This window comes from Paenibacillus sp. WC2504 (genome assembly GCF_052682475.1).
The window spans coordinates 1,652,243-1,665,818 of record NZ_JBQZFH010000001.1; the positions used below are offsets into that span (position 1 = coordinate 1,652,243).

At 48.9% G+C, this 13,576-nt stretch carries 11 protein-coding genes; all 11 read left to right on the forward strand.

Annotation, left to right across the window (positions count from 1 at the left end; genetic code table 11):
* The first annotated feature begins 83 nt into the window (after positions 1-83).
* Positions 84-344, forward strand: coding sequence for a fibronectin type III-like domain-contianing protein (locus ACUN27_RS07495; RefSeq protein WP_445558636.1), 261 nt, complete (start codon positions 84-86; stop codon positions 342-344).
* A 138-nt stretch (positions 345-482) separates the two neighbouring features.
* Positions 483-1,499 carry a glycoside hydrolase family 130 protein gene (locus ACUN27_RS07500; protein ID WP_315953475.1) on the forward strand — a complete coding sequence of 339 codons (1,017 nt, stop codon included), beginning with the start codon at positions 483-485 and terminating at the stop codon, positions 1,497-1,499.
* A 432-nt stretch (positions 1,500-1,931) separates the two neighbouring features.
* Positions 1,932-3,467 carry an extracellular solute-binding protein gene (locus ACUN27_RS07505; RefSeq protein WP_445558637.1) on the forward strand — a complete coding sequence of 512 codons (1,536 nt, stop codon included), beginning with the start codon at positions 1,932-1,934 and terminating at the stop codon, positions 3,465-3,467.
* 26 nt (positions 3,468-3,493) lie between these two features.
* A complete protein-coding gene (locus tag ACUN27_RS07510) occupies positions 3,494-4,456 on the forward strand; it encodes an ABC transporter permease (protein ID WP_315953473.1) in 963 nt (320 codons plus the stop codon).
* Between the two features lies 1 nt (position 4,457).
* Positions 4,458-5,327 carry a carbohydrate ABC transporter permease gene (locus ACUN27_RS07515; RefSeq protein ID WP_315953472.1) on the forward strand — a complete coding sequence of 290 codons (870 nt, stop codon included), beginning with the start codon at positions 4,458-4,460 and terminating at the stop codon, positions 5,325-5,327.
* 57 nt (positions 5,328-5,384) lie between these two features.
* Positions 5,385-6,401, forward strand: a complete 1,017-nt coding sequence (locus ACUN27_RS07520; protein WP_379170701.1) for a LacI family DNA-binding transcriptional regulator — start codon at positions 5,385-5,387, stop codon at positions 6,399-6,401.
* A gap of 66 nt (positions 6,402-6,467) precedes the next feature.
* Entirely contained in the window at positions 6,468-8,645 is a 2,178-nt protein-coding gene (locus tag ACUN27_RS07525) for an ADP-ribosylglycohydrolase family protein (RefSeq protein WP_445558638.1), read from the forward strand.
* The gene (locus ACUN27_RS07530; RefSeq protein ID WP_326063092.1) at positions 8,632-10,179 is read left to right on the forward strand and encodes a sulfatase-like hydrolase/transferase; all 1,548 of its coding nucleotides are present in this window, start codon (positions 8,632-8,634) and stop codon (positions 10,177-10,179) included. The genes ACUN27_RS07525 and ACUN27_RS07530 overlap by 14 nt, the downstream gene beginning before the upstream one ends.
* A gap of 87 nt (positions 10,180-10,266) precedes the next feature.
* Positions 10,267-11,724 carry a sulfatase-like hydrolase/transferase gene (locus tag ACUN27_RS07535; RefSeq protein WP_445558639.1) on the forward strand — a complete coding sequence of 486 codons (1,458 nt, stop codon included), beginning with the start codon at positions 10,267-10,269 and terminating at the stop codon, positions 11,722-11,724.
* 74 nt (positions 11,725-11,798) lie between these two features.
* Positions 11,799-12,494, forward strand: a complete 696-nt coding sequence (locus ACUN27_RS07540; RefSeq protein ID WP_326063090.1) for a hypothetical protein — start codon at positions 11,799-11,801, stop codon at positions 12,492-12,494.
* Positions 12,491-13,408: a hypothetical protein gene (locus ACUN27_RS07545; protein ID WP_445558640.1), complete on the forward strand. Its 918-nt coding sequence runs from the start codon at positions 12,491-12,493 to the stop codon at positions 13,406-13,408. Before ACUN27_RS07540 ends, ACUN27_RS07545 begins: the two co-directional genes overlap by 4 nt.
* Positions 13,409-13,576 lie beyond the last annotated feature (168 nt).

Sequence of the window (13,576 nt, forward strand, 5' to 3'; positions counted from 1 at the left end):
GATTCGCCGATGATTCAGGCAGATTAGCTGAGGAATTTGAAAGCGCTCCGCATTTTAGTGGCATATTTCGGATATTATCAGAGATGAGGGGAGCTGAAGTTGTTCAGCTCTACATCAAAGACATGGAAGCGAGCGTTACCCGGCGTATCATCGAATGCAAAGGATTCCAGAAAGTGGAGCTGGCTCCCGGTGAGCGGAAGACCGTAATTTTCCGCCTTGGTTACGAGGAACTGGCCATCTGGGATTCCGGGATGCAATTTAAAGTAGAGCCGGGGAATGTGAAAATCATGGTCGGAAGCGATTCGCAGCACACGGCCGAAACGATGCTTCACATCACACGTTAGATTTTTCGATGGCATCCATAAAAATCTGGATGTTTTCTAAACTTTCACGGATATGAGGCGTTCACTGGTCAGTTATATAATGAGGTGAACGGCAAGACACAATGGACAAGAGACAATTCATAATCAGGAGGCACCACCATGAAAATCACAAGACATCCGGCTAACCCAATCGTGGTTCCGGGCATATACGACTGGCGTAAAGTGACGGTCTTTAATCCAGCGGTCATTATCGAGAACGACAAGTTCTACATGATTGAGCGTACGGCAGAATCGTTGACGCCTTGCAAAAACTTTCTAGGACTTTTGGAAAGCGATGACGGCGTTAATTTCCGCCATGTGGTGGATCAACCGATCGTTACGCCGGACATGCTCGGATTTCCGTACGGCAGCGTACAAGACCCGCGTGTCGTGAAGATCGACGATACGTTTTACTTGAATTACGCGTTGCGTCCTTGCGCGATGAGCTACTATCCGACCGGAGCCGGCATTCCGGAACGATCGGTTCCGACATATCCGGACGGCTGGGGCGAGAAGCCGGAACATTGGCTGACCCGTTCCGGGATCATGACGTCGAAGGATCTCATTCATTGGGAGTACTTATGCGATACGACACCGCTTGATATTAATGACCGAGACAACATCCTGTTCCCTGAGAAAATTAATGGCAAGTATGTACTGCTGCGTCGTCCGGAAGAGTATATCGGCGAGAAGTACGGCACGGAAAAAGCGGCGATGTGGATCACCTATTCCGACAATCTGATCGACTGGGAAGAGCCGAAATTGCTCGCCAAGGCGGAAAACGATGATTGGGAATTCAAGAAAATCGGCGGCTCCACACCTCCAATCAAAACGGATAAAGGCTGGCTGACGCTGTATCATGGTGTTGATAAAGATACTGTATACAGAGTCGGGGCACTGCTGCTCGATCTAGAGAATCCGGAGAAAATCATTGCCAGAACCCATAATTTCATCATGGAACCGGAAACGTATTACGAGAAGTTCGGATTCCAGATTCCAAACGTCATATTCCCGACAGGCAATGTAGTGAAAGACGGACTTTTATATATTTATTACGGTGTAACGGACACAGCGATCGCTCTTGCGACGGTACCGCTCGACGAATTGGTCGACTATATTTTGAACGAACCGAAATAATATGTTTTTTTGAACTGCTCATTCAGCGATTTTTTCGCTGGGGGGCAGTTTTTTATTGTGACGATCACAAGACTCATTATCTCAGACATAAAAACTATTGACGGTTTAAAGGGAACTCGTTAGAATTAAACACAGTAACTGGATTGGAATTATAAGCTATCTACATATCCTTGTTGACCGGACCACCGGAGACACGCATCTTTAATTGGCGTAGTCTCCTTTTTTGCGTTTCGGCATCGAAAAGGAAGATGCTACATAAATTAAAATCGAACCGGTTCCAATGTTGCAGCTTTGTTCCATGGCGTTTGACCTCTCGACAGCAGCGCTCTGAATGCAGCTCTTTTCGCTTAAGCCATCGGCAGCGGAATGAGAAGGAGGCAGCCAGCGGGGGATGCATATTTTATATATCAATGTACGGGAGGCGTATTCAAAATGAAGCAGTGGATTCCAATTACTTTAGCTGTTCTGTTAGCGACAGGGGTGGTTGCAGGGTGCTCCAGCGGCACAACGGCGAGCCCGGAAGCGGGTAAAGCAACAGCCGATCCAAGCACGACGGATGATCTGAAGGATAAGCTGGAACTGAATATTATGGCAATCAGCTATGAAGGAGGGGGATGGCCGGCAAACAATCCGATGATCGATTATCTCAATAAGAAGTTTAATGTGGATCTTAAGTTCCAATGGGTTTCACAGGATAACTATAAAGAGAAGATGAACGTGCTGGCCGCCTCAGGGGATTTTCCGGATTCATTCCTGCTTATGAAAGATGACTTTTTGAAATGGCGGGATAAGGGTGTATTTCTTGACGTCAAACCGTTTCTCAGCAAATATCCGAACTTGGCCAAACAGCTAGGCGGAGAAGAACAGCTGCAGTTTATGAGCCCGAAGGGCAAGTATTACAGCTTTCCTTATTATCAAATCGAAACCCAGACTTCGTTCGGCATTCGAAAAGACTGGCTGGATAAGCTCAATCTCAAAATGCCGACGACAGTTGATGAATTTTACGACGTCACCAAAGCCTTCGCTAAGCAAGACCCTGACGGAAACGGGAAAAACGATACGTACGGTTTCTCGGTTTCGCTGGCACCGAATAAAACGGACTTCAAGCATATCGATCCGATTAAGGCGGCATTCGGTCTCGTCAATATTTGGGGGGTGAAGGATGGCAAGTTGATCAGCTGGCATACGCAGAATAAAGAGCTCAAGGACTTTGCCGTCTTTTTGAATAAAGCGTATACAGAGGGCGTGATGGACAAAGATTTTGCCATCAATAAGGTGAAGGACCCGCAGGACAAATACGAGGCGGGCAAAGTCGGTATCGATGATGTCGTGCCGAATGTTTTATATCAGACCATTGTGCCGAATGTGAAGAAAATCGATCCTAAAGCGGAAACTGTGCAGCTCCTGCCGCCAAAAGGGCCTACGGGACTGCAAGGAACATCGACAAATTCAATAACCCAAAGAATCGTTATTAATTCCAAGATTGATCCGAAGAAGCAAGAAAGACTGTTGAAGCTGTTTGATTATCTGGTGTCCGATGAAGGGAATATCTTGACGAAGAACGGGATAGAAGGGGTTCACTATAAAAAAGACGGCGATAAGTACACGAAGCTGGATGCATTCGATAAGGACCGTCCGATCCTGATTTCAGCCTGGTATTTGCGCAGATTCGACCTTAATACGCAAATTCGTCTCTGGGACGATAAAAAGACGGCTGACGACGTCAATCATTGGTTCAAAAACAGCGAACCGTTCAAATGGATGAATGTAGCGGCTGGATTGGAATCGCCGACAGATGTCAAAAGCGGAGCGACCATTGATCAGAAATTTATGACCGCTTTAATCAAAATCATTATGGGCGAGCAGCCGATCGATTCTTTGGATCAAGCTGTGGAACAGTGGAAGAAGGACGGCGGCGACAAGATTACCCAAGAATATAACGAAGCTTATCAGAAATCTCAGCAATAACATGACATAGTTCAGAGGTAGATGAAATGAGAAGCGGAAAACAAACAAATAGAGCCTCCCAAGCCTATGTCCCTGTTGTAGCGAATAGGATTCGGCGGGTGAATTGGAAACGCGGTATTCCTCTATACTTGATGATTTTCCCGGGTTTTTTATACTTTGTTATCTTCAAATACATTCCGATGGGCGGATTGGTGATCGCATTTCAGGAATATGATCCGTTTTCGGGCTTTATTGAAAGTCCCTGGGTCGGTCTGGACCATTTCCAGCGTTTGTTTACGGATGCGGACTTCTGGACGCTGCTCCGCAATACGCTGATGCTGAGCGCGCTGAATTTGTTTTTGTTTTTTCCCGCACCGATCTTGTTCGCCATTCTGTTGAACGAGGCAAAGAAGTCATGGTTCCGAAGGATCGTGCAGACCGTTATTTATATGCCGCACTTTTTATCTTGGGTTGTTGTCGTGAGTATCACGACGCTGCTGCTTGCCACACAGGACGGCGCGATCAACAATTTGCTTGCAGGTATGGGGTATGAGCGAATCGAATGGCTGACGAGCTCGGATTATTTTCGGGGCGTGTATGTGGCCCAAAATATTTGGAAAGAAAGCGGCTGGAATGCCATTATTTTTCTGGCTGCCCTTGCGGCCGTAGACCCGACACTCTATGAGGCAGCCGTCGTAGACGGGGCGAACCGCTGGAGACAGGTATGGCATATCACGCTGCCGGCGTTAAAATCAACGATTGTCATCCTATTTATTTTGCGGCTGGGCCAGATCATGGATCTTGGTTTCGAGCACATTCTGCTGCTACAAAATCCGGTGAATCTGGATGTAGCGGACGTGTTTGATACGTATGTCTACCGCAATGGCGTACTACAGGGCAATTTCAGCTACTCCACGGCGGTAGGCATATTTAAATCGGTGATCGGGCTGCTGTTGATCGTCTTGGCCAACCGTTTGGCCAAAGCGTTCGGTCATGAGGGGGTGTACTAGGATGAAGGGCTTTCATATCCGCGATAAAGATCTCATGTTTACCTTCATATCCAGGGGGATATTGGTGATCAGCCTGATATCCGTGATATTTCCGTTCTTATATGTGGTGCTGACTTCGTTCGCGCCAAGAGAAGAGATCGTAACCCGTGGATTTTTTCTGATCCCTCATCAATGGACGATCAATGCGTACGGCTATCTGATGAACAGTGAACAATTCGTTATTTCGTTCAAAAATGCGGTATATATCACGCTCGTCGGCACGACGGTGAACATGGCGCTGACTTCTCTCATGGCCTATGGGCTTTCCAAGTCATGGCTGGGGGGAAGGCGGGTGCTCAATTTCATGGTGCTGTTCACCATGTTATTCGGGGGAGGAATTATCCCGACTTATTTGGTTGTCAAAAGCTTGCATCTGCTGAACAGCTATTGGGCGCTTTTCTTGTCAGGAGCGATCGCGCCGTTTCACTTGATCGTCTTGCGCAGTTTTTTTCAGAATATCCCGATAGAGCTGGAAGAATCCGCCCGTATCGACGGCTGCGGGGAACTGCGGTTGTTCTGGCAAGTGATCTTGCCGCTTTCTTTACCGGCGGTAGCTACGTTTACGCTCTTCTATGCGGTGCAGAACTGGAACGCCTATTTCAATGCCGTCATGTATTTGAACGATTCGGATAAATGGCCCTTGCAGGTATTCCTGCGGCAAATGATGAACGAAGCTAACGGCAGCATGGAGACTATGGCAACAACCTTCCAGTACAGTCCTGCAGTGAAGATGGCTGCGATTGTTTTGACCGCGTTACCGCTATTGGTCGGCTATCCATTTATGCAAAAGTATTTCAACAAAGGGATGCTGATGGGCTCGGTCAAGGGATAGCTGTGTCAGTAGGAATATGAAAATCGAATCGATTCCAAAGCGGGTTCGGGAGGGGGAATGACATTGGAAACAAGACCCAAGGTAACCATTAATGACGTCGCCAGGACGGCGGGGGTGGCCAAATCTACCGTTTCTCGCATTATTAACAACGCCCCCGGGGTGAAACCAGTCACAAGGTTAAAGGTGAACCGGGTGATTGAAGAGCTTGGCTTTACGCCGAATATGATGGCACGAAGCTTGAAGACCAAGCTGCGCCGCCAAATCGCGCTCGCTATTGACGATATTCGCAACCCATATTATCCGGAGCTTGCGTGGGGCGCCGAACAAGTGGCGAAGCAAAACAACTTTCGCGTAGTGCTGATCAACCATTACGGTAACCCGTCCGAGGAGCTGGCCGTCATCAAGGAAGCGAGCGATATGCATGTGGACGGGATTGTTCTGCTATCGATCAGCCATCCGAAGACATTAAGCAAGATTATAAAAAAAGCGAGCGTTCCCGTTACCCTGATCGGAAATTACGAGGATGATATGCCGGCAGATACGGTAGGGCTGAGAGAAAACGAAGGATACATGGCGATGGATCATCTGATTCGCATCGGCAGAAGGCGCATTGCTTACGCCGGCAGCACGTCGGTACACCGTGGAGCCCGCTATGCAGCCTACGAGCAGTCGCTTGCCTCTCATTTTATGGCGTTCGACAGCGCGTTAGTGTACAACGGCGAAAGACTTGCCATCGATACCGGCCTCGAAGCAGCCCGTTATTTTTACAATTTGAATGAAATCCCCGATGCGGTGTTCGCAGCTAATGATCTTGTGGCCATCGGTGTCGTTCAAGGTCTGATCGATCTGGGGCTGCGCGTACCGGAGGATGTCGCTGTCGTGGGAATCGATAATATCCCATGGTGTAATTTAATCAGACCTAAAGTGAGTTCGGTATCCAATTTAGTAGCGGAAATGGGGCGTATTGCCGTAGAGAGTCTGCTGCTCCGTATTGATGATGAGGCTAGAGCTTTTGAGAGAATCACCTTGGAGCCCCGGCTGATTGTCAGGGAATCCACCGTCAAACAGAGGTAGGTCTACCGCATGGCGGTGGTCGAACCTGCGTTTCCCCAAATCTAACGAGTGAAGGTGAAATGATTCATGACCATACCAAACGATTACGTGGAAAGAGTGTATGCCGGCTGGCTGGCCAAGGTGATTGGCGTTAGGCACGGAGGAAACATCGAGAACTGGACATACGACCGGATCGAGCGGACGTTCGGTGAAATTACGGAATATTTGCATGAATTTAAAAATTTTGCAGCAGATGACGATACGAACGGTCCGATGTTCTTCCTGAGAGCGCTAGAGGATTACGTATGTGGAATGGAGATTACGGCGGAGCAAATGGGGATGACGTGGCTGAATTACGCCCCGGACGGCCACGGCTTCTATTGGTGGGGAGGCTACGGGAAATCAACCGAGCATACCGCCTACCTTAATTTGAAAAACGGCATCATGGCCCCGCGTTCCGGGTCTATCGAACAAAACGGAGTCGCTGTCGCCGAACAGATCGGTGGGCAGATTTTTATCGACTGCTGGGGGCTGATCGCCCCTGGAAATCCCCAAATGGCGGCGCATTTTGCGGAGAAAATCGCTTCGGTGTCGCACGATGGGAACGGCAAATTCGGCGGGATGTTCATAGCTGCCTGCATCGCCTCCGCTTTTGTTGAGCGGGATATCGAGCGGATCATCGAGACGGGGCTGGCGCATATCCCTGCGGATTGCGAATATGCGCGAGTGACACGCGACGTCATCGCCTTTTATAAGGCGAGCCCGCACAATTGGCGGGAAGCGTTTCAATTCGTCAAGGCTCATTACGGCTACGACAAGTACCCTGGACACTGCCACATCATACCGAACTCGGCCGTCATGATTTTATCGCTGCTGTATGGTGAAGGCGACTTTTCCAGGACGATTAACATTTGCAATATGTGCGGCTGGGATACGGATTGTAACGTTGCCAACGTGGCTACCATTATGGGAGTACGCGGGGGGATTGAAGCCATTGATGACAAGTGGCGGAAGCCGATTAATGATTTCCTGTGCTGCTCGAGCGTCATTGGGTCGCTGAATATACTGGATATTCCATGGTGCGCCACTTATATCGCCAGACTTGGCTATAAGCTTGCGGGCGAGGAGGCTCCGGAGTGCTGGGCTTCGATATTCGCAGAGAAGAACATGAGGTTCCACTTCGAGTATCCCGGTTCTACGCATGCGTTCCGCCTTGAGCACAACGACCCGCTGCCATTGACGGGACGGATCGAGAACACGGATCAGTTTGCCGCTTCCGGCGAGAGGTCCTTAAAGGTGCTCTTTGACTGTGTTCAAGGAGGCTGCGCTTATCGGGTATATCATCAAACGTATTACCGCCCCGACGATTTTAATGACAGCCGTTATGACCCGAGCTTCTCACCTATTTTATACCCCGGCCAAACGGTGGAAGCCCAAGTCATGCTGCCCGGTTCCACGAACCAGCGTGTGACGGCTCGACTGTATGTCAAGGATGGGAACAGTGGCACGCGATACTACGGTGACACCGTATTATTAAGCGCCGGCCAATGGATCCGGCTTGTCTTCCAGATTCCTCGATTGAACGATTGCTGCCTGGAGCAGGCGGGGATCGAGTTCATTCCGATGGATGGCAAGGGTGACAAAGGACCAAGTCTCGTCTGTTATATCGATGACGTAATTTTTGGCGGGAAGCCGGATTATGCGATCGATTTTGCTCAAGAAAAGCTCGAAAAGTGGAATGGCTTGCATATCGAAGTCAGCCAAATGACTTATTTGCGAGGCATCTGGACGCTGGAGAACGGTGAATTGAGCGGAAGCTATTTCGGCGAGACGGCGGAAAGCTATACAGGTAGGCTGGATTGGGAGGATTATGCGTTTGAGACCGTTGTCGTTCCACAGTTGGGAGAACACCATCGAATCAATTTTCGTGTGCAAGGAGGCATTCGCTCCTATGCGGTAGGATTCGCCCCGGAAGGAAAACTAGTGCTGTATAAGAACGATAACGGATACCGGGTGCTGTCCGAGAGTCGTTATGATTGGCAATTGGGAATCGCGTCCACCTTAGCTGTGAGGGCCGAAGGAAATCGATTCCAAATATCGGTGAATGGCGCGCCGGTCATCGACTCTTCCGATGACGACCGTCCTTATTTGAACGGCATGATCGGATTTTCGAATGCGGAAGGCAGTCATACCCATTACCGAAAATTTTCGCTTACGAGTATAGGATCAAACGTGAAGGGAGTACCGACCTATGAGCCAACCTAATATTGTAGTCATTTGCAGTGACCAGCATCATCCTCTGATCACGGGATACCGTGAACATCCGTATATTCAGACGCCAAATCTCGATCAATTAGCGGCAGAGGGGACTTACTTCAGCAGAGCATACAGCAACTGCCCTGTCTGTACGCCAAGCAGAATGAGCTTTGTTACAGGCAAATATCCGAATCAAATCGACAGCTGGTTTCTCGGCTGCCCTCTGGACCGCGAGGAAATGACATGGGCGCGAAAGCTGGATCAGGCGGGAATTCCGTCAGCGATGTTTGGAAAGATGGATTTCTGCGGTGACTATCAGGACGGCGGATTCAGCGAGTATAAAATTATCAAGAAGCGTCCGGCGTTTAATCCTTATCCGCGTACCACACCTTTGTATTCCAGACTCGAAGGCCATGTGCGGGAAGATAAGCGCAAGACTATTCTCAATGCGGGCATACGCGAAGATGTCGTCACGGACGGTAACACAGGATACGATAAGGATCTCGGATTTTATGATCACGACCGGGTGGTCACCGATTGGGCAATCGATTACTTGAAGCGCAAGGGGAAGAACGAGGAACAGAAGCCGTGGGCCATGTACGTCGGACTCATGTTCCCTCATTGGCCGTACAGAGTGCCGAAGCCGTATTACGATAAGTATTATCCGGATAACGTGGTCATGCCGCATGACGCCCTTTTTCCGAACGACCGGCTGCACCCGCAGGTACGCAATATGCAAAATGCTCTCGGTCTTGGGGAAATCACCGAACCGGATCTGCGCAACCTCCTTGCTTCTTATTACGGGATGATTACTGCACTGGATGACAATATCGGCAGAATTATTGCGGAACTGAAGGCACAAAATTTGTACGATAACACGTATATCGTCTACATGTCGGACCACGGCGAAAACCTTGGCGAGCATGGGCTCTTCTTTAAACAATGCAGCTACGAAGCTTCTGTTGGGGTTCCTCTTATCGTCAAAGGTCCGGGGCTGCCAAGCGGGCAGCGCATTGATCAACCGGTCACCTTGGTTGATCTGTATCCGACGCTCATGGATATCGCAGGCTTGGAGACGGAGTCGGATCGTCCGGGAATGAGCTGGCTTCCTTTGATCAAGGACGGCCGTCAGCAGGGAAGGCATGACTACGCATTCTCCGAGTATCATGGCAATTTCTTTAAACAGGACTGGTATATGCTCGTGAAGGACGGCTACAAGTTTACCTACTACGTTAATGACCGGCCATCGCTGTTTAACCTGGAGGAGGACCCCCAGGAAATGACCGACCTGGCAGGGGAGGAAAGCTACCGGGAGCTTTTCCACCAATTTGAAGTTTTGCTGAGAGAGATTGTCGATCCGGAAGCGGTTTCGTTGAGAGCGAAGCGCGATCTGGGTCTGATCGGCAGCAATGGCGAGGATTATACGCTAACGTTGACGGACCCTGCGTGCAAGGAATGGATTAAGCAGGGCATCTTTCAGGATGAAGCGGAATTTCCGAAGTGGGAAGGGCAGGAGGGAATTCTGCAAAAGGGCGGCGTCTGACGTTGGACTGACTAAGGCTGTGACAATGTGACACAGTGAGATTATGACACGTCCAGCATAAATAAAAGGAGTTTCGGAGGTAATGACATGGCCAAAAAGCCGAATTTACTGCTCATTATGTGTGACCAATTGCGTTTTGATGTGCTGGGGTGCTACGGCAACCCGCTCGTGAAGACGCCGAACATCGACCGGCTTGCCCAGAGGGGAATATGCTTCGATCAAGCTTACAGCCAAACACCGGTTTGCGTCCCCGCCCGTCACGGGCTGATTTCTGGTCTAAACCCATTTGAATTGGGTCTGCTCAAAAATGAAAATTTGGCAAAGGAGATCGATCATCCACTGCCTGAGCTGATTCGTAAGCAAGGATATTTCACTTGCGCTGTAGGGAAGATGCATTTCCAACGGGAAAGAAAGCATTACGGCTTTGACCGCATGCTGCTGTCGGAAGAAATTCCTGCCCACTTTGCTGATGATGAGTATTTGCAGTTTTTAAGTGAACAGGGCTATGGCCATCTGACAGAACCCCACGGCAAACGGAGCGAGCTGTATTACGTTCCTCAAATTTCGGAGCTGCCGGAGCATTTGCATACAACCGCTTGGACGGGGGATACGACGTGCCGTGTCATTCGCCAAAACCAAAACCGGCCGTTTTTCATCTTTTCTTCTTTCATTAAACCGCACCCTCCGTTCGATCCTTGCGTTCCGTACGATACGATGTACGCGCTGGAGCAGGTTCCGCTGCCTGTACGCAAGGAATTTGAACGCACACCTGACGATTACGCCATCGACGTGATGAACGATTATAAGGTTAACGGTATAGATAGCCTGACATTGGAAGATGAATTGAAAATGCGGGCCTACTATTATGGCAGCGTATCGCAGGTGGATAAGCAAATCGGGCGCATCCTCGACACACTGGAGTCGTGCGGATTAATCGACGATACCCTCATCGTATTTACATCGGATCACGGAGAGATGTTGGGTGATCATTATTCCTATGGAAAACGCACGTTCTATGAAGCGTCAGCCAAAGTGCCGCTTATTGTCAGTTGGCCGGCTTCGGTGCCACAAGGGGAACGAAGGGAACAGCTGGCGCTGCTTCAGGATATTTACGCGTCCTTCATCACCGCATCCGGCGGAATCGTGCCGGAAGCTTCTTCGGGATTGAATCTGCTGGCTGCCGCTTCGGACCCGGACCAACCTTTGCGGGACCGTATCTTCGCTGAGGTCGGCCGAGGCCGAGTGATGAAGATGATGCTGCGCTGGGGTAATTACAAATTTATTTACCATACCAATGGCGGCAAGATGAACTTGTTCAATATGGAGAACGATCCGGAGGAGTTTACGGATATCTCAGCGGAGCATCCTGAGCTGTGCCTTCAATGCCGGGAAGCCATGGCGCAATATTATCAATCGTACGGATTTACCGAAGCGCTGAACGGCAATCAATTAGTAAGCTATGATGCTCAGCGTCACGTGCCGCAGGGCTATCTCGATCAGAGGCCTAAATGGCCGGGAACCGTTGTTACTGCAGACGGAAATTGAATGAAATATCCGAGGGGCGTTACTGTATGCTTGCAGGGCGCCTCTCAAGCTTTTTTATCGTAGGAGGCGGATTTATGTTCAAAAAGTCTTTATCGCTTGCGATGGTCCTATACTTGTTCCTGTCAGCTGCGGTTACAGTCAACGCCAATACCTATTCCATAAACGATCATTTTGAAAGTTCCACTTCGGTAGGCGATAGTGGTTGGACAATAACGGGGAATCCTTCAGCGAGTATCAGTACGGTTACCGATGGGAGTAATAACGCAGCTAATCATGCTTTAAGTATTGTTCATCAGACTGGAGGAAGCTTCACTGCCAAAAAGATGTTACCGACTGCTATTACATCAGGCGATGCCTTAATCAGCTTCGACATCCAAAGAAGCGCTCAAGTGGCGGATTATTTTTACGTGTATAATTCGGATGGCAGCGAGAATTTTCACATACTCATTCAAGGCTCTAATGGTAAGGGATTTAACCTGTCTGCCCCTTCCGCAACAAGAGTAAGTCCAGACGTTACGGCCTTTAGAGATCAGACAAATACCGCTATACAATCCGTTTTTGGAGTGAATGCCAATATACCTGCTACATGGATTCATCTGATGCTGAATATCGATATGACCAATAAGCAGGTTCGAGTATCTGCCAGCATCGGTGATGATCTTACGCCGCATCCGGTGAAGCTGATGACATCCGCCAGTGAGCTTGCGAGTGATACCTATCTGTTGAATAGTCAATCAACATGCGTTTTACAGGCAATCATAATGAGGTGAAAAACGTAAATGTCATCGGATGGTTTTTTAATACGGACGGCTTGCTTTTAGGAGGTAATTCCACAGCTGAGAACTGCTTCTTCAAAGTCAATGATGACACGATAAAGTTATACTTTTCGAATATGACCATTACCAATATTGTGATTTGGCAGGAAGTAAACGGTGCGCCCATGCAGCTGACATGGAATGTGTCAGTTCCAACCTCCAACAATTACGTCAATCATGTAGACATCATTCGCTGCGAACACATCCTGGGCAATATGACCAACCAGACTAAGGGGATTTTTAACTCCGTCCACGGAGGCATTGGATTGCTTTCGAATTATGTCTTTGAAAATTTCACCATCGATAATGCCGACGGCCGATTATTCCAACTGTGGTTCGTTAAAACTTCGTATAATACAAACCAGATGGGTGGAGGAAATATTAAAGATATTACCTTCCGAAACATTAAAGTCACGAACTCGATGACACAACCCAATCTCGTCAATAATGAAAGCTTAACCAATCTGGATACCGGTATCTATGGCTTCGACCGCATCCGGTTTGAAAATGTCTCTGTACAAGGCGTTCCTTTGTCGCTTTCAACATTTAATTTAACACCTAATTCTACACAAAATCCAGGTTATACGACTCCGTCTAACTTTGCTAAAAATTTTGCTGCCTCCAGCTTTATGGTAGGCGGTAACGTGAACCCAACAGCCCTAACACCGGGACAACAGCTAACAGCTCAAGTCAGCCTTCGCAACGGAACGTCAACCTCTCAAGATTATGTTGTCATTTTGGCGCTTTACGACAGCAGCGGCAATATGGTAAATACTTCACAAGCAACAGCCACAGTTGCCGGGTACAGTGATTCACAAGACCTTTCTCTGACAGGGTTCACATTACCCAGGGTTCACATTACCCGCTGATACAACAGGCATGAGTGCAAAGATCATGATTTGGACTGGCAGCGATACTTTAACGTCGCCGATGGTGCCGCCATATGGCGCGCCGGCGGTGTTCCCCGCATCGGCATAGGTCGTTTTATGAAGATAGCAGAATTGCTAGATTTAGAGAAGAGAGGGGCTCCTGTTCTG